Origin of the sequence: Pseudorhodoferax sp. Leaf267 (assembly GCF_001422405.1) — a bacterium.
Classification (GTDB): domain Bacteria; phylum Pseudomonadota; class Gammaproteobacteria; order Burkholderiales; family Burkholderiaceae_C; genus Pseudorhodoferax.
Window position 1 is genome coordinate 194,039 of record NZ_LMMV01000002.1, and the last position, 17,426, is coordinate 211,464.

15 protein-coding genes are annotated in these 17,426 nt (G+C 68.6%); 7 read left to right on the plus strand and 8 right to left on the minus strand.

The annotated features are described in order from the left end of the window. Positions 1-2 precede the first annotated feature (2 nt). From ASF43_RS07685 to ASF43_RS07705, 5 genes are read right to left on the minus strand one after another with little or no spacing between them, the layout of a single operon-like run. The gene (locus tag ASF43_RS07685; RefSeq protein WP_056178544.1) at positions 3-563 is read right to left on the minus strand and encodes a VOC family protein; all 561 of its coding nucleotides are present in this window, start codon (positions 561-563) and stop codon (positions 3-5) included. Positions 564-572: 9 nt separating this feature from the next. Continuing rightward, entirely contained in the window at positions 573-1,562 is a 990-nt protein-coding gene (locus tag ASF43_RS07690; protein WP_056178547.1) for a zinc-dependent alcohol dehydrogenase family protein, read from the minus strand. Positions 1,563-1,580: 18 nt separating this feature from the next. Further along, positions 1,581-2,159, minus strand: coding sequence for an amino acid synthesis family protein (locus ASF43_RS07695; RefSeq protein ID WP_056178550.1), 579 nt, complete (start codon positions 2,157-2,159; stop codon positions 1,581-1,583). A 17-nt stretch (positions 2,160-2,176) separates the two neighbouring features. Next, on the minus strand, positions 2,177-3,145 hold the full coding sequence (locus tag ASF43_RS07700) for a tripartite tricarboxylate transporter substrate binding protein (protein WP_056178552.1): 969 nt from the start codon (positions 3,143-3,145) through the stop codon (positions 2,177-2,179). A gap of 52 nt (positions 3,146-3,197) precedes the next feature. Next, complete coding sequence (locus ASF43_RS07705) at positions 3,198-4,058, minus strand: fumarylacetoacetate hydrolase family protein (RefSeq protein WP_056178555.1); 861 nt, start codon at positions 4,056-4,058, stop codon at positions 3,198-3,200. A gap of 151 nt (positions 4,059-4,209) precedes the next feature. On the opposite strand from ASF43_RS07705, the gene ASF43_RS07710 reads away from it, so the two are divergent. Together ASF43_RS07710 and ASF43_RS07715 are read left to right on the plus strand one after the other, a co-directional pair. Further along, positions 4,210-4,929: a GntR family transcriptional regulator gene (locus ASF43_RS07710; protein WP_235578173.1), complete on the plus strand. Its 720-nt coding sequence runs from the start codon at positions 4,210-4,212 to the stop codon at positions 4,927-4,929. Then, on the plus strand, positions 4,926-5,498 hold the full coding sequence (locus tag ASF43_RS07715; RefSeq protein ID WP_056178558.1) for an NADPH-dependent FMN reductase: 573 nt from the start codon (positions 4,926-4,928) through the stop codon (positions 5,496-5,498). Before ASF43_RS07710 ends, ASF43_RS07715 begins: the two co-directional genes overlap by 4 nt. An 11-nt stretch (positions 5,499-5,509) precedes the next feature. Here the strand turns inward: ASF43_RS07715 and ASF43_RS07720 are convergent, their stop codons facing one another. Continuing rightward, the gene (locus ASF43_RS07720; protein ID WP_082497690.1) at positions 5,510-7,060 is read right to left on the minus strand and encodes a glycine betaine ABC transporter substrate-binding protein; all 1,551 of its coding nucleotides are present in this window, start codon (positions 7,058-7,060) and stop codon (positions 5,510-5,512) included. A gap of 169 nt (positions 7,061-7,229) precedes the next feature. On the opposite strand from ASF43_RS07720, the gene ASF43_RS07725 reads away from it, so the two are divergent. Further along, entirely contained in the window at positions 7,230-8,396 is a 1,167-nt protein-coding gene (locus ASF43_RS07725) for an ROK family protein (RefSeq protein WP_056178565.1), read from the plus strand. Between the two features lie 14 nt (positions 8,397-8,410). Here ASF43_RS07725 and ASF43_RS07730 read toward each other — a convergent pair whose 3' ends face one another. Both ASF43_RS07730 and ASF43_RS07735 read right to left on the minus strand, forming a co-directional pair. Beyond that, positions 8,411-12,538, minus strand: a complete 4,128-nt coding sequence (locus ASF43_RS07730; RefSeq protein ID WP_162241778.1) for a response regulator — start codon at positions 12,536-12,538, stop codon at positions 8,411-8,413. A 183-nt stretch (positions 12,539-12,721) separates the two neighbouring features. Further along, the gene (locus tag ASF43_RS07735; RefSeq protein WP_056178572.1) at positions 12,722-13,363 is read right to left on the minus strand and encodes a GntR family transcriptional regulator; all 642 of its coding nucleotides are present in this window, start codon (positions 13,361-13,363) and stop codon (positions 12,722-12,724) included. 140 nt (positions 13,364-13,503) lie between these two features. Here ASF43_RS07735 and scpA point away from each other — a divergent pair, with 140 nt between their 5' ends. From scpA to meaB, 4 genes are read left to right on the plus strand one after another with little or no spacing between them, the layout of a single operon-like run. Next, on the plus strand, positions 13,504-15,669 hold the full coding sequence (scpA, locus tag ASF43_RS07740) for a methylmalonyl-CoA mutase (RefSeq protein ID WP_056178575.1): 2,166 nt from the start codon (positions 13,504-13,506) through the stop codon (positions 15,667-15,669). A 33-nt stretch (positions 15,670-15,702) separates the two neighbouring features. Continuing rightward, positions 15,703-16,002, plus strand: coding sequence for a hypothetical protein (locus tag ASF43_RS07745; RefSeq protein ID WP_156373195.1), 300 nt, complete (start codon positions 15,703-15,705; stop codon positions 16,000-16,002). Next, on the plus strand, positions 15,983-16,402 hold the full coding sequence (locus ASF43_RS07750; RefSeq protein ID WP_156373196.1) for a type II toxin-antitoxin system VapC family toxin: 420 nt from the start codon (positions 15,983-15,985) through the stop codon (positions 16,400-16,402). Before ASF43_RS07745 ends, ASF43_RS07750 begins: the two co-directional genes overlap by 20 nt. Next, positions 16,399-17,418: a methylmalonyl Co-A mutase-associated GTPase MeaB gene (gene meaB / locus ASF43_RS07755; protein WP_369803248.1), complete on the plus strand. Its 1,020-nt coding sequence runs from the start codon at positions 16,399-16,401 to the stop codon at positions 17,416-17,418. Before ASF43_RS07750 ends, meaB begins: the two co-directional genes overlap by 4 nt. The last annotated feature ends 8 nt before the right edge of the window (positions 17,419-17,426 follow it).

Below are 17,426 nucleotides of genomic sequence, written 5' to 3' on the forward strand. Positions count from 1 at the left end.
GTTTACCGTGCTGCGCCCTGGGCCGCCGCGCGCCGCGCTGCGAACCGCGCGCTCCATTCCTCGACCGGCATGAAGCTGGGATCGGCGCGCACGATGCGCTCGGTCTCGGCCCAGATCGCGGCGTCGTCCTGTTCCAAGTCGAGCGGGTCGCCGTGCGGCTGGCGCACGTACCACGGCGTGTCCAGGTAGACCTCGACCGTGTTGTCCTCCGGGTCCATGCAGTAGATGGACAGCGCGTTGCCGTGGTTGAGGCCGCGCATGCGCGTGGCGCCGCATTCCAGCGCGCGGCGCCGGGCCTCGCGCAGGTGGTCCAGCGTCTGCACCTTGAACGAGATCTGCATCACGGTGCTCGGCCCTTGCGGGTCGCGGCTGGACGCCAGGGCCAGCTGGTGGTGCTGGTCCGCGTGGCCACTCAGGAACACGATGGTGAACGGGAAGGTGAAGCCGACGCCGCGGTCGGTCTCCTGCAGGTCGAACACCGTGCAGTAGAAGTTCTTCATGCGCTCGATGTCGCGGCAGAACACGCCGAAGTGCGACAGATGGGGTTGGTAGGGGGTCTGCATGCGGGGCTTTCAGGGGTGCAGCACGATCTTGCCGAGCGTGCTGCCGCTGTCCAACAGTTCGTGCACGCGGCGCGCATCGGCCAGCGCGAAGCGTGTGGCCTTGGGGGCTCGCACCTGGCCGCTGGCCATGAGTGCGATGGCCTGCTCCATCAGGCCGCGGCGCTGCGCGACGTCGGCGTCGATGGCGTGGATGGAGAAGGTGCGCACGGCCAGGCTGCGGCCCAGCAGCTTGCGCAATTCATCGAACACGTCGGCACTGGGCGGGCCGGCGACGATGTTGTAGGAGACCAGCATGCCGGAGTTGGCCAGCGCGCGCAGGCAGGCCACGAACATGTCGCCGCCCAGGTGGTCGAAGGCCATGTCCACGCCGCGCCCGCCTGTCGCCTGCATCACCTGTTCGGTCAGGGTTGCGGGGTTGCCGTCCACGAGTACGTCCACGCCGTTCTCGCGTGCGAAGGCCTGCTTGGCCGGCGTCGATGCGGTGCCGATCACCTGGATGCCGCGCGCCTTGGCCACCTGCACCAGCGCCGTCGCCACGCCACCGGCCGCGCCGGGCACCAGAATGCTCTGCGCCGGCAGGTTGCCGTTGCTGGCCAGCAGCGCCAGCGCGAGCTGGAAGTTGCCCAGGCTCACCGCGTCGTCGAACGCCAGCGTGTCGGGCAGCACGAAGGGAGCGGAGGCCGGCACGCAGATGGCCTCGGCGTAGCAGCCGCCGCGCTGCGGCAGCTCGCGCGCGCTGACCAGAACGCGCTGGCCGGGCTGCAGCAGTTCGACGCCGGGGCCGACGGCATCGACCGTGCCGGCCAGTTCGTTGCCAGGGATGGCCGGCATCGGCGGCATCCACTTGTAGGTGCCGTTGCGGATCAGCACGTCCGGCCCGCCCGCGCCGATGGCGGCCGCGCGCACCCGCACCTCACCGGGGCCGGGCTCGGGCAGCGGCAGGTCGACCAGTTGCAGGACCTCGGGCCCGCCCGGGGCTTGCAGTTGGATGGCTTTCATGGATGACCTCGTTCGCGTTCAGCGCTGGCCATCATGGACTGCCACCTGGTCGAGCGTGAGCCCGCCCAGGCGCGAATGGATGCGCCCGCCCGTGGCCATGACCAGCGCGAACAGAATCTCGTCGGGCCGCGGCGCGTCCTGGATGCCCACCTCGAACGTGTTGTAGTGGCTGCGCACATACGAGGCGTGGATGTTGTGCAGCGGCACCATCAGCCGGTAGCCCGTGGCCGCCACGGCCTTGGCCGCCGGCACCATGGCCTTGGGATCGCCCAGCACCTGGCGCATGGCCCAGCCACCGGCCTCGTGCCACACGGCGCCGTGCTCCAGCTCGCCGTTCACGCCCACGATGGCGGCCTTGCTGTAGGCCTCCACCTGGTCGCGGCCCAGCGTGGCCACCAGCTCTTCGGCCAGCAGCGTGCCCAGCGCGCGCAGCTCGGCCATGAAGGGCAGCAGGTCGGGCTCGTAGCGGCCGGCGTAGGGGTTGCGCACGACGGCGCAGGCGGCGGCCAGGCGCAGGGGCGTGGCTGCCACCGGCCCGCCTTCGTGGAAGACCGTCTCGACGGTCAGGCTGCGTTTGCGGATCGCGATCAGCGACATGGGGCTTCCTTGGGTTGTCATTGCTTGGGAATCTGGGCGTCGGCGACGACCTGGGTCCACTTCTGGACCTCGTGCGCGACCATGGTGCGCATTTCCTCGGGCGTGCTGGCGCGGGCTTCGCCGCCCATGTCTTCCAGCCGCTGGCGCACGGCCGGTGCCTGCAGGGCCTTGCGCGTCTCGGCGTTCAGGCGTTCGACGATGGCGGTGGGCGTGCCGGCCGGGGCCATGACGCCCGCCCACGAGCGCACGTCGTAGCCCGGCACGCCTTGCTCGGCCACCGTAGGCGTGGCTGGCAGGCCGGGCCAGCGCTGCGGGCCGGTGGTGGCCAACGCGCGCAGCTTGCCGGCCTGCAGGTTGCCCAGCACGGCGGTGGGCGGCGCGATGATGAAGGGTACGTCGCCCGACAGCAGCGCGGTGACGGCCGCCGCGTCGCCGCGGTAGGGCACGTGCAGCATGGGCACCTTGGCCATCTTCGCCAGCAGCTCGCCGGCCAGGTGGTGCGTGGAGCCGATGCCGGCGCTGCCGTAGGACACGGCGTCCGGCTTGGCGCGTGCAGCCTCCAGCAGTTCCTTGAAGGACTGGAACCTGGAGTTCGCCGCCACCACCACCAGGAACGGGAAGTAGGTGACCGTGGACACCATCTGGAAGTCGTCCACGGTCTTGTACGACAGCGTGTTGTAGAGCGCGCCCGCCACGGCGTGGCCACCCGTGGCCAGCAGCAGCGTGTAGCCGTCCGGCTTGGCGCGCGCCACCGAGGTCGAGGCGATGGTGCCGCCGGCCCCGCTCTGCGACTCCACCACGATGGGCTGGCCGAGCCCTTTGCCCATCTCCACGCCGATGGCGCGCGCGATCGAATCCGCGTTGCCACCGGGCGCGAAGCCCTGGTAGAGCTTGATCGCCCGCTCGGGGTAGGGCTGGGCGTGGGCATCGAGCAGGGTGAGCGCCGCCGCAGCGCCGCACACGGCGGCGAACTGTCTTCTGTGCATGCTTGTCTCCGTGCCCGCCGGTCATGCCGGCGGCGTTGTCGTGGGGGCGGGCTCAGTCCTGGGCGACGATGGGGTTGCGTAGCGTGCCGATGGCCTCGATCTCCACCTCCACCGTGTCGCCGGGCTTCATGAACTGCGGTGGCTTCTTGCTCCAGCCCACGCCGGCCGGGGTGCCGGTGGCGATCACGTCGCCGGGCACCAGCGTGAAGATGGTGGAGGCGTACTCGATCAGCTGCGGGATCGGGAAGATCATGTGGCCCGTGTGGCTGGACTGCACGACCTCGCCGTTGAGGCGGGTGATCAGCTTGAGCTCGCGGCCCGGCTCGATCTCGTCGGCCGTGACCATCCACGGGCCGAAGCCGCCGGTGGACTCGAAGTTCTTGCCCGAGGCGATCTGCTTGGCGTGGAACTGCCATTCGCGCACGCTGGCGTCGTTGTAGCAGCTGTAGCCGGCCACGTGCTTCCACGCATCGGCGCGGCGGATGTTGCGGCCACCCTCGCCGATGATGACGGCCAGCTCGCCCTCCCAGTCCAGCGACTCGGACACATGGGGCCGCACGATGGGGCCGTTGTGCGGCGTCTGCGAGCGCCACACGCGCAGGAAGATCGGCGGCTGCTCCGACAGCTCGCGCTGCATGCCGGCGGCCAGAACCTCCTGGTGGTGGTCCATGTAGTTGCGCACCGCGCACACGATCTTTTCCGGTTGCGGGATCACGGGCAAAAACTTCACCTCGGCCAGGCGGGCGTCGGCCGCGAGGCCTTCGACCAGCGCGTTGCGCCGCGCGAAATCAGGGCTGGCGATGAAGGCGGCCAGCGTGGCGTGGCCGGTGCGGCCGGCGAGGCTGGCAACGCCGTCGCCGACCACGACGCCCCAGGTGGGTTGGCCGGCGTGTTCGTAGGACATCAGTTTCATGGGGTACTTCCTGTTGGGCGCGGATGGATCGGATCGCCGTCATGGCATTTGTGCGCGCAACAAATTTTTATGCACAAAAACAAAAATGTGCGTAGATATAAACCCTATGCGTATTGATTGGAAGTTTGCGTGTCGCTTAAGATGCGGCCCCGTGCTGACATCCGCCGCCACCGCCATGGACCCCACGACCGAAACCGAACTTCCCCTTGCAGAACGCGCCTACCGGCGCCTGCGCCAGGCCATCGTGCGCTGCGAATTCCCGCCGGGCCAGCGCCTGCGCGTGGACGAGCTGAGCAAGCACTACGAGATCAGCAGCAGCCCTTTGCGCGAGGCGCTGAGCCGGCTGTCCGAGCAGGGCCTGGTGCGCGCGTTCGAGAACCGCGGCTTCCATGTTGCGCCGCTGTCGGTGGCCGGCATCGCCGACCTCACGCGCGTGCGCCTGCTGGTGGAGTGCGAGGCCCTGCGCGACGCCATGGCGAACGGGCGCGATGCCTGGGAGGCGGGCGTGGTGGCGGCGGCGCACAGCCTGTCGCTGGTGGAGCAGCGCCTGGGCGACGGCCCCTTGGTGCTCGACGAGAACTGGGCGGCGCGCCACCGCGACTACCACCTGGCGATCTACGCCGGCTGCACCTCGCCCATGCTCAAGAGCCTGGTGGCCGAGCTGTTCGACAACGCCGAGCGTTACCGCCATTTCTCGGCGCGCCACCGCAAGGTCGACCGCAAGAAGAACGCCGAGCACCAGCGGCTGCTGACGGCCGTGCTCGCCCGCAATGACGACAAGGCCGTGGGCCTGCTGCGCCAACATATTTCAGGAACCGAGCGCAACGTGACCGAAGCGCTCTTGCACATGGAAGGTGGAATCTCTCAATGAACAGCGAAATCCGCGTCGTCGGCCTCTGCGGCAGCCTGCGCAAGGCCTCCCACAACATGGCGGCTCTGCGCGCCGCCGGCCAGGCCATGCCGACCGGCATGACGCTGCAGATCGAGTCGATCGCCGGGCTTCCGATCTACAACGCCGACGACCAGGCCGCGGGCTGGCCCGAGGGCGTGCAACGCTTGGTGCAGGCCATCCGCGGCGCCGATGCCGTGCTCATCGCCAGCCCCGAATACAACTTCACCATTCCCGGTGGCTTGAAGAACGCGCTGGACTGGATTTCGCGCGTGCCCAGGCAGCCGTTCGCGCAGAAGCCGGTGGCGCTGCTCGGCGCATCGGCCGGGCGGCTGGGCACCTCGCGCATGCAGTACGACCTGCGCAAGTGCCTGCAGTTTCTGGATGCCTTCGTGCTGAACAAGCCCGAGGTGTTCATCGGTGCGGCGGCGGAGTGCTTCGACAGCGCGGGCACGCTCACGCACGAGGGCACGCGCGCGCTGCTGGCCGAGCAGATGCTGGCGTTGCGCGCCTGGGTGCTGCGCACACAGCCTGTCGCGCAGGCTGCGTAAACGGCCGTTCGCTACGTCCTGACCGGGGCGCGCGAGGCAGGCGTGCGCCGCCGGCGGCGCAGCGCGTACTCCAGCAATTCGAACAGAGCTTCACTGAACAGCGCCAGCGCCGCAGCCGGCACGGCGCCGGCCAGCAGCAACTGCTTGTCGTTGAGCGCCAGCCCCGTCACGATGCGCTCGCCGAAGCCGCCCGCGCCGATGAAGGCCGCAATCGTCGCGGTGCCGATGGCGATCGTCGTGGCCGTGCGCACGCCGGCGATCAGGGTCGGCAAGGCCAGCGGCAGCTGCACCAGCTGCAGGTTCTGCGACGCGGTCATGCCCAGCGCCGTGCCGGCCTGCTTGAGGCCATCGGACACATCGGCCAGGCCCGTCACCGCGTTGCGCATGATGGGCAGGAGCGAATACAGCGTGAGCGCGATCAACGCGGGCAGGGTGCCGATGGCGCCCAGCGCCGAGATCAGCACGGCCAGCAGCGCGAGCGAGGGCACGGTCTGCATCAGGCCCGTGATGCCGAGCACGACGGCACGCAACTGCACGTAGGGGAACACGGCTACGGCCAGCGGCACGCCGATCAGGGTGGCTACGCCGACCGACACGGCCACCAGCATCAAATGCTGGCGCGCCAGCCGGCCCAGGTCGCTGCCGAACAATCGGTCCACGAAGCCCGGCCGCTCGGTGGTCTGCGCCGCGCCGCCGGCCAGGAAGTCCCGCGCGATCACGTCGAAGGCCTGGCCCTGCAGTTCGGCGCGCGCGTTCATCGCGATCATCGCGGGCTCGTCGATGCGGCCTTGCAGCTTCTGCAGCGCGGCCCAGGCCTGCGGCAGGCGCTGCGGCAGGTCGATGCGGTGCAGCACCACGGCGTCGTAGCGGGGAAAGTAGGCGCGGTCGTCCTGCAGGACCAACAGGCCCAGGTGGCCTATCTTGGCGTCGGTGGTGTAGATGTCGATCACGTCGACCTGCCCGGCGCCGATCGCGTCGTAGGCCAGGCCGTGGTCCAGGCCGGTCGGCGTTTGCGGCAGGCCGTAGTGGGCGGCCACGCCGCGCCAGCCGTCGGCGCGGCCGATGAATTCGTTGGACAGGCCCAACTTGAGCGTGGGGTGTTTGGCCAGGTCGCCCAGGTTGCGGATGCCCAGGCGCTGCGCCTCGCTGGCGCGCATGGCCAGCGCATAGCCATCGTTGAAGCCCAGCGGGATGGAGGCGGCCAGGCCCAGCGGCGCGAGCTGCGCGTTCATCGCCTGCAGCGACATCGAAGGTGACCCGCGCAGGATCTCGGCCGAGATGGTGCCGGTGTACTCGGCATACAGGTCGATCGCGCCCGAGCGCAGCGCCTCGTAGACGATGGCGGTGTTCCCGAGGCCCTGGCGCACGGCGGGTGCGGTGGCTAGCTGTGGCGCCGCCGTCTGCGCAAAGATCTCGGCCAGGATGTAGGACTCGGTGAAGCGCTTGGAGCCCACGCGCAGGGGGCCGTCGTCGGCAGCGCCTGCGGGCAGATGGGCCAGGAGCATGAGCAGACCGAGTGCGGCTGCGAGGGCTTGTAGCAAGCCGGAGCGGAGAGTCTGCATCGCGTGCAGTTTAGGGTGAACGCACGCGGCGCGGGGTGGGCGCATTCCTACATGCACAAGGGTCGCCCGACGATGCCGATGGCGCGCCGCACCCCGCAGCGCGCCCGCCCGATCACGCGCATGATCGGTCTGCCTGGGATTGCCAAGCGCCACATGGAAGCCTGCACCGATGAGCAAGAAGAAGATCACGTCCAAGACCTCGGCCACGGACAAGGCCAAGGCAGGCAAGACCCCCGATGCCAGGGCTTCGAAGCCCAAGGCGCGCCACGTGCCCAGCGTCGTGGGCGCACACCACGGCGTGACCGAGCTGCCCGGCCTCACGATTGCCGGCTACAACCTGGAAGTGGCGGACGAGCAGGGCTTCGTCGGGGACCGGGCCAGCCAGACGGCGTTTCGCCAGTTGCTGGACGTGTGGCGCAAGCGCTTGCGTGAGAAGGACCAGCCCGACCCGCTGGGCGAACTGCCATCGGCGGAACTCAGCAAAAAGGCGCTGGATCGCGCATTGCGCGGCAAGCATGCCTCGCCGGCCGGTGAGATCGTGCGCAGCGCGATCGAGGAATTCGCGGTCGAGCTCACGCAGGTGATCGAGCGTTTCATGCGCCAGGGTGCCTGGCATGGTGTGCAGCGCATCGTCATCGGCGGCGGCTTTCCCGAGAGCGAGGTGGGCGAGCTCGCCATCCTGCAGGCCGCCGCGCTATGCCATGTGGCCGAGATCCCTGTCGAGCTCGCGCGCCTGCGCCACGAGGTGGACGACGGCGGCCTCATTGGCTGGGTGCACCTGGTGCCGCCGCATTTCGTCGAGCACTGCGATGCATTGCTCGCGCTGGACATTGGCGGCACCAACGTGCGCTGCGGCATCGTGAAGTTCCGCCGCGGCAAGGCGCAGGACTTGTCGCGTGCACAGGTCGTGCGCCGCACGAAGTGGCGCCACGCCGACGACGAGCCCAGCCGCACGGCCCTGGTCGACGGCCTGGTCGCCATGCTGACCGACATGATCGAGTGGGCCCATCGGCACAAGATCCGCCTGGCGCCCTTCGTCGGCATCGCCTGCCCCGGCCTGATCCGCGAGGACGGCACGATCGCGCGCGGCGCACAGAACCTGCCCGGCAACTGGGCAGCCGACACCTTCCACCTGCCCACCGCGCTGCGCGAGAAACTGCCCGTGATCGGCCACGAGGGCACCCAGGTCCTGATGCACAACGACGCCGTGGTGCAGGGCCTGTCCGAACTGCCCTTCATGCGCGACGTCAAGCGCTGGGCGGTCCTGACCATCGGCACCGGCCTGGGCAATGCCAGCTACGTGAACACGGGGCCGCGCACACCGGCTGCCGAATGAGCGCGGGCGCGCGTTCAGGCCGGCGCGGTCGCCCTGCGCAGCGTTTGTAGCGCCGCCTCGAAGTCGTAGCCGGCGATCGCATCGGACAGCGCGTCGAAGTCCGCGCCCAGTGCCTGTTGCAAGGCGCTGCGGTGTTCGGCGAGCAGTTCTGCGGCTTCGGCGTCGTCCTGCGCCAGCAGCGTCTGCATACGTTGCAGGACGGCCGGGTCCAACCGCGCTGCAGGGGCATCGGATGGCATTGCACCGTGCAGCGCCGGCCCGAGCTGTGCGCGCAGCGCCGACAGCAGCGCCGCGAGCTGCGCATCGCACTCGGCGCGGTGCGTGGCGACGACTTGCTCGGGCAGGCGCTCGCGCAGCGCGTGCTCCAGTTGCCCCGCCGTCTGCCGCAGCTCGGTCGCGCCGATGTTCGCCGCCACGCCCTTGAGCGTGTGCGCCAGGCGCTCGGCCGTGGTGTGCTGGCCGCTGGCCAGGGCCAGGTCGATGGCGGCAGGCGTGCCGCTCTGGCCGGCCACGAACTTTTCGAGCAGCGTGCGGTACAGCGCCGGCTTGCCCAGCGCGCGCCGCAGGCCCACCCGCATGTCCAGCCCGTCGATGGGGTCGAGTGCCAGGCTGGCCACGTCTTCGGGCAACGGTGCGCTAATCGGCGCGGGGTCTGCCGCCGTGGCGCCCATCTCCGGCCGCGGCCGGACCCAGCGGGCCAGTGCCTGCCACAGTGCGTCCGGCTCGATGGGCTTGGAGACGAAGTCCTGCATGCCGGCCTGCAGGCAGCGCTCACGGTCGACCAGCATGGCATTGGCCGTCATGGCCAGGATGGGCATGGCGCTGTGGCGCGGGTCGGCGCGCAGTGCGCGCGTCGCGGTCACGCCGTCCATGATCGGCATCTGCATGTCCATCAGCACCACGTCGTAGGCGGGCGTGCGTGCGGCCTGGGCGCGCACCATGTCCAGCGCGATCTGGCCGTTGTCGGCCACGTCCACGGCGAAGCCTGCATCGGCCAGCAGCTCGCTGGCGACCTGCTGGTTCAGGTCGTTGTCTTCCACCAGCAGCACGTGGGCGCCGCGCAGGCCGCGCAGGGCATCGAGTGCGCTGCTGCGCTGCGGCTCGCGCTGTTCGGCAGCGTCGGCAGGCATGGCGACGCGGCTGGCGCGCATCATCGTTTCCAGCAGCACCGATGCGCTCACGGGCTTGAGGACCAGGTAGTCGATGCCGGCTTCCTGCGCGCCGCGTATGACCTCTTCGCGGCCATAGGCAGTGACGATCATGATTTGCGGGGCAGGGGACAAGGCGAGCGCGTGGATGCCGTGCGCGGTCTGTAGCCCGTCCAGGCCCGGCATGCGCCAGTCCAGCATCGCGAAGTCGAAGGGCTCGCCGGCGTCGGCTGCCGACTGGACCGCCGCGATGGCCGCGCTGCCCGAGGACACGGCGTGCACGCGCATCGACATGGCTTGCAGCATCTCGGTCAGCACGGTTGCTGCGTGTTCGTTGTCGTCGGCCACCAGCACGCGGCGGCCGCGCAGGTCCACCGGCGGCGCCAGCGGCAGTGCGCGGCGCTCGCCCAGGCCCAGGCGCGCCGTGAACCAGAAGGTGGAGCCCTGGCCCAGCACGCTGTGCACGCCGACCTCACCGCCCATCAGCGAGGCCAGGCGCTTGCTGATGGCCAGGCCCAGGCCGGTGCCACCGTACTGGCGCGTGGTGGAGCTATCGGCCTGCTCGAAGCTGCGGAACAGTCGCGCCATCTGCTCTTCGGACAGGCCGATCCCCGTGTCCCGCACTTCGAAGCGCAGCACCACCTGGGGCCCGCTGCGTACGCCGCTGGCGGGCTCATGGCTGGCCACGCGCACCACGATGCCGATCTCGCCTTGCTGTGTGAACTTGATGGCGTTGTTGACGTAGTTGATCAGCACCTGGCCCAGCCGCAAGGGGTCGCCCACGAGCTGCTGCGGCACGTCGGCCGCGACGTCGAACACCAGCTCCAGGTTCTTGCTGGTGGCCTTGTCGGCAACCACGCCGGAGACGGTGGCCATCATGTCGTCGAGCTCGAACGGCGTGTGCTCGATGTCCAGCTTGCCGGCCTCGACCTTGGAGAAGTCCAGGATGTCGTTCAGGATGCCCAGCAGGTGCTGGCCGGACTGCTGGATCTTCTCGATGTAGTCGCGCTGGCGCGGCGTCAGCTCCGTCTTCAACGCCAGGTGCGACATGCCGATGATGGCGTTCATCGGCGTGCGGATCTCGTGGCTCATGTTGGCCAGGAAGTCGCTCTTGGCCTGGCTCGCGGCGCCGGCCTCGTCGCGCGCACGGGCCAGCTCGGTGATGTCCACATGCACGCCGGTGATGCGCGTGGCGCGGCCGTTGCGGTCGCGCTGGATGCGGCCCACCGTCTGCGCCACACGCACCGAGCCATCGGCCAGGATGATGCGGAACTCGTCGCGGTGCGTGTCGACGGCCGGGTCCATCAGCGCGTCGCGGAACGCTCGGGCCGAGCGCTCGCGGTCGCTGGGGTGCAGCAGTTTGTTCCATTCCTCGAAGCCGCCCTGGTAGGTGCCGGGCTCCACGCCGTAGATGCGCTCGAGCTGCGGCGTCCAGTGGGTGGAGCCGGTCGCGAAGTTCAGGTCGAACAGGCCGATGCCGCCGGCGTCCTGCGCCACCTGCAGCCGGTCGTTGGCGTGGTGCAGTTCCTCCTGGGCCTTTTTGATCGCCATCACGTCGACCATCACGCCGACCAGGCCCGAGGCCTTGCCGTCGCGCCGCGCGATGGCGCTGGCCGAGTACAGCGTGGTGTGGTCTTCGCCGTTGGCGAAGCGGAAGTCTTCCTCGCGTGTGAAGGTGCCGCGGCTGTCGATCAGCGCCAGCTGTTCCTGGTGCAGCACGCTGGCACGTTCGCTGTCGATGAAGGGCAGCTCCTTGAACGTCTTGCCCACGATGTCCTGCGGGGCCACGCCGAACACGCGCTGGTAGGCCGCGTTGATGCCCAGGAAGCGTGCCTGCGCGTCCTTGTAGAACATGGGCATCGGCACTGCGTCGATCACCGACTGCAGGAAGGCCGAGTGCTCGGCGCCCAGCCGCACGGCCTCGTGCCGGTGCCGCACCATCTGGCTCAGTGTCCGGCTGGCCAGCAGGATCAGCAACAGCCCCAGCGCTGCCACGACGCCGGTCACCATGGCGTGCAGTTGCTGCATGGGCGCCACCCCGTCCAGCCGGCTCAGGGTCATCAGCTGGTAGCCGGGCTCGGAGAGCTCCGTGCGCTCGACGACGTAGGGCTGGCCGTCGACGAGCCAATGGTCCGCATGCAACGCGCCGGAGGGGCGGCGCACATCGAGTGGGCGCTCGGCCGGGGTGGCGGCCGGTGCACCGGTTTGGGTTGCGGCGCCGATCAGCGGGCTGACGTGGCGCAGCACGAAACCGGCTTGCGACGAGGCCAGCACCATGCCTTCGCCGTCCACGATCATGGCCGTACGCTGGCCGGCCAGCATCTCGTTGACGGTGGTGGTGTCCAGTCGCACGACCACGGCGCCGAAGGTGCCTTCGCTGGAATCGACCCGGCTGGCCACGTAGAAGCCCGGGTGGCCGCCATCGGTGCCCATGTCGAAGCGCCGGCCCACGCCGTCCAGCAGCACCTGGTAGAAGTAGTCGCGGTCGCCGTAGCTGGCGCCCAGCAGGCCGCTGGGCTCGGACCAGTCGCCGCTGGCGATGACGGTGCCCGAGCGGTTGACCAGGAACATCTGGTCGTAGCTCAGGTCCTGGATCAGGCGACGCAGGTAGTTGCCGACCTCGCGCACCAGCGGCTCCTCAGCCAGGGTGCCTGCGCGCTCGGCAGCGGTCTGCGCGGTCTCGATCGGCGTGTTGACGACGAAGCGGCGCGAGACCTCGATCACATCGACCTGGTGCGCCGCCATGTTCGACACGCTGCCCAACTCGATGAACATGCGGTCGATCAAGCGGGCCGTGGCACGCGCGTCCAGGCTTGCGCCGTCGGCAACGCTCTGGACGTGGGCGCCGACGATGCGGCTGGACAGCACATGGCCCGTCAGCCCCACGACCAGCAACCACAGCGCGGCTGCGGCGGCCGAGCCCCAGCGGATGGGCCGCAGCGGCGCTGGTGGTGGATCAACGATATCGGGCAGAGGGCCGGGCGAAAACGGCATGCAGAGCGATCCTTTGGAAAATCCGGGCGCCATGGCGATGCGCGGGGCTTCCGACAGGATGGCCGAGCGCATGGCGCCATCTTGCCCGAACGACGATGGTGCCGGCCAGTCGCGCTCCGCGGCACAGATGTTTCGATTTGCTTTCGGAACGCGGCTTGACCTGGCGTTGCGCCACTTCAAGCGCTACAGGGCCGCGGTAAAGCCGCTCTGGAAATGCTTGCGCATGCAGGCCATGGCGGCCTCGGGGTCGCGCCGGCGCAACGCCGCCAGCACGTCGGCATGCTCCTGCAGCGACTCGTCGACGCGGCCGGCCTTGTGCAGCGAGCTGATGCGCGCCAGCCGCATCAACTTGCGCAGGTCGTTGACCATCTGCTCGCGCCAGCGGTTGTTGGCCATGCCCAGGAGCCGCGCATGGAACTGCACGTTCAGGTCATAGAAGCGGTCGCTGTTGGGGCTGCCCTTGGCCGCTTCCAGTTGCGCGTGCAGGGCCTCGAGTTCGTCGAGCTGCTCGGGCGTGGCATCGCGCGCCACGGCGGCCGCCGCATCACCCTCGAGCAACCCCAGCAGGTGGTAGACATCGCGCAGGTCGGTTTCCGACACTTCGGTGACGTAGGCGCCGCGACGCACCTTCATCGTCACCAGGCCCTCTGCGGCCAGCACCTTCAACGCTTCGCGCAGTGGCGTGCGGCTGATGCCGTATTCCTCGGCCAGCTTCAGTTCGTCGATCCAGCTGCCGGGCGCGAGTTCGCGGCTGAAGATGCGTTGCCGCAACAGTTCGGCCACCTCTTCATAGAGCGCACGGGGGGTCAGGGACACGACGGACATGTGAGAGACAGCTGAAACTGAGTTTTGAATCAATAATTATGAATGCCATATACTACCAGCGCCTTGCCAACTACTGCACAGGCTGGCCGTCGCCAGTCTGGCGCTGGCACCTGATTCGATAGCTTTCCGGACGGTTCATCATGCCCCCCAGCTCTTCCGAACTCTCGCCCGAGGCGCTTGCCGCCTGGACCAAGGCTGCGGCCAAGTCCGCCCCTGGTGGCGACCCCGCTGCGCTGAACTGGCTCACGCCGGACGGCATCACGGTCAAGCCGCTCTACACCGCGGCCGACCTGAAAGGCCTGCACTACACCGATACCTTGCCCGGCTTCGCGCCCTACATCCGCGGGCCGCAGGCCACCATGTACGCCGTGCGGCCCTGGACCATTCGGCAGTACGCGGGTTTCTCCACCGCTGAGGAATCCAACGCGTTCTACCGCAAGGCGCTGGCCGCCGGCGGGCAGGGCGTGAGCGTGGCCTTCGACCTGGCCACGCACCGCGGCTACGACAGCGACCACCCGCGCGTGACGGGCGACGTGGGCAAGGCCGGCGTGGCGATCGATTCGGTGGAGGACATGAAGATCCTGTTCGACCAGATCCCGCTGGACAAGGTCAGCGTCTCCATGACCATGAACGGTGCCGTGCTGCCGGTGCTGGCCGGCTACGTGGTGGCGGCGGAAGAGCAGGGCGTGTCGCAGGCCCAGTTGAGCGGAACCATCCAGAACGACATCCTCAAGGAGTTCATGGTCCGCAACACCTACATCTTTCCGCCCGAGCCGAGCATGCGGATCATCGGCGACATCATTGCGTACACCTCGCAGCACATGCCGAAGTTCAACTCGATCTCGATCTCGGGTTACCACATGCAGGAGGCGGGTGCCAACCAGGCGCTGGAGCTGGCGTTCACGCTGGCCGACGGCAAGGAATATGTGAAGACGGCGCTGGCCAAAGGCCTGAACGTGGACGACTTCGCGGGCCGCTTGAGCTTCTTCTGGGCCATCGGCATGAACTTCTATCTGGAAGTGGCCAAGATGCGCGCGGCCCGCCTGCTGTGGTACCGCATCATGAAGGAGTTCAACCCGTCCAACCCCAAGAGCCTGATGCTGCGCACGCACTGCCAAACCTCGGGCTGGAGCCTGACCGAGCAGGACCCCTACAACAACGTGGTGCGCACCACCATCGAGGCCATGGCCGCCGTGTTCGGCGGCACGCAGAGCCTGCACACCAACGCGCTGGACGAAGCCATCGCGCTGCCCACCGAGTTCAGCGCCCGCATCGCGCGCAACACGCAGCTCATCATCCAGGAGGAGACCCACATCACCAGCGTGATCGACCCCTGGGCCGGCAGCTACATGATGGAAAAGCTGACGCAGGACATGGCGGACGCGGCGTGGAAGATCATCGAGGAGGTCGAGGCCATGGGCGGCATGACGCGCGCCGTGGACTCGGGCTGGGCCAAGCTCAAGATCGAGGCCGCCGCGGCCGACAAGCAGGCGCGCATCGACTCGGGCAAGGACGTGATCGTGGGCGTCAACAAGTACAAGCTCAAGACCGAGGACGCGATCGACAGCCTGTCCATCGACAACATGAAAGTGCGCGACGGCCAGATCGCCCGGCTGCAAAAGATCCGCGCCACGCGCGATGCCGCCAAAGTGCAGGCCACGTTGGACGCGCTGACCGCCGCCGCCGAGAGCAACAGCGGCAACCTGCTGGCGCTGTCCATCGATGCCGTGCGCGCGCGCGCCACGGTGGGCGAGATCAGCGATGCGCTGGAGAAGGTGTTCGGCCGCCACCGCGCCGACACGCAGAAGGTGACCGGCGTCTATGCCGCCGCCTACGACTCGGCCGAAGGCTGGGACGCGCTGAAGAAAGAGATCGACGCGTTCGCCGAGGAACAGGGCCGTCGGCCGCGCGTGATGATCTCCAAGCTGGGCCAGGACGGGCACGACCGCGGCGCCAAGGTCGTGGCCACCGCCTTTGCCGACCTGGGCTTCGACGTGGACATGGGGCCGCTGTTCCAGACGCCCGAGGAATGCGCCCGCCAGGCCATCGAGAACGACGTGCATGCCGTGGGCGTCTCCACGCTGGCGGCCGGCCACAAGACGCTGGTGCCCGCCATCATCCAAGAGCTGAAGAAGCAGGGCGCGGACGACATCATCGTGTTCGTCGGCGGCGTGATCCCGCGGCAGGACTACGAGATGCTGTACGAGGCCGGCGTGAAGGGCATCTACGGCCCGGGCACGCCGATTCCGGCCAGCGCCAAGGACGTGCTGGAGCAGATCCGCAAGGCGACGGCCGGCGTGGTGTAATTCGGTAATACCGTATTTCGCCAGGAGCTGACAATGGCTGTTTCTGTTCGCATGGACCCCTTGATGGAAAAAGAGCTGGAGCTCGCCGCCAAGCGCAAGGGCGTCACCAAGTCGCAGTTCATCATCGATGCGGTGCAACACGCGTTGGGCCACCAAGACCCTTATGCGCTGCTTTTGAAGATCGAGGCAGAGGAGCAGGCATCACCCCGATACCAAGTCATGGAGAAGGCCTTTGCCAATGATCGCTTCCAAGGCGACCTGGGCGATTCCGATGCGGTGCGCACCTACATCCGCGACAAGCTGAAGAAGAAGCATGGCCTCGACGCTGGTTGATGCTGGCCCCATGGTGGCGGTGTTCGACCAGCACGAACCCCATTCCGCGCACTACCACGCACTGTTCCAGCGTGCCGCCGCCGAGCGCTGGCGTCTGAGCACGACCTGGCCCTGCGTTGTAGAGGCGAGCCACTTGCTTGCTCCGGCGCGTCGATATGTGCTGCTGCGTTGGGTCGCTCAGGGCGGTGTCACGGTTTTTCCGTTCCAACAGGAGTCGCTCAGTGATTTCGTCGACCTGATGAAGCGCTACACCGAGCAGCCGCGCACTGAAATGGACCTGGCTGATGCCTCGCTGGTCTGCCTCGCCATGGACACCGGCGTGACGCGCATCATGACCACGGACCACCGCGACTTCTCGCGCTATCGCCTGCCCGACGGGCGCGCATTCGAAATCCTGTGAACCGCATCCCCGCCGCCACTCCGTGGGCCGACGCCCTGCTGCACGGCACCGGCTCCGTGCAGCGCCGCGCCATCGCCAAGGCCATCACGCTGCTGGAATCGACCCGCGCCGACCACCGCGCGCAGGCCGACGACATGCTGACGGCGCTGCTGCCACACACCGGCAAGGCCTTCCGCCTGGGCATCTCCGGCGTGCCCGGTGTCGGCAAGAGCACTTTCATCGAGGCGCTGGGGCTGTACCTGATCGGCCGCGACCACCGCGTGGCGGTGCTGACCATCGATCCATCCTCCACCGTCTCGGGCGGCTCGATTCTGGGCGACAAAACGCGCATGGAGATGCTGTCGGTGCACGAGCGCGCCTATATCCGGCCCAGCCCGTCTTCCGGCACGCTGGGCGGCGTGGCCGAGAAAACGCGCGAGGCCATGCTGGTCTGCGAGGCCGCCGGCTACGACGTGGTCATCGTCGAGACCGTGGGCGTGGGCCAGAGCGAGACGGCAGTGGCCGGCATGACCGACATGTTCGTGCTGCTGCAGCTGCCCAACGCCGGCGACGAATTGCAGGCCATCAAGAAGGGCGTGATGGAGATCGCCGACCTGGTCGTCATCAACAAGGCCGACATCGACCCCGACGCCGCCACGCGCGCGCAGGCGCAGATCACCTCGTCGCTGCGGCTGCTGGGCATGCATGGCAGTGGCGGCCACTCGCTGCACGACGAGAGCCTGTGGCGGCCCCGGGCCATGCAGCTCAGCGCGCTGCGCAACGAGGGCGTGGACCGCTTTTGGGAGAAGGTGACGCAGTTTCGCGGCCTGCAGACCGCCAACGGCCGGCTGGAAACGCGGCGCCAGAAGCAGGCGCTGGCCTGGATGTGGGAGCGCATCGAGACCGGCCTGAAGCAGGCCTTTCGCAGCCATCCGCAGGTGCGTGAAGAACTGCCCGCGATGTTGGCTGCAGTGACCGAAGGCCGCATCGCCGCATCCACGGCGGCGCGCCAGCTGCTGGCCGCCGCATCGAATTGAAGAAGACA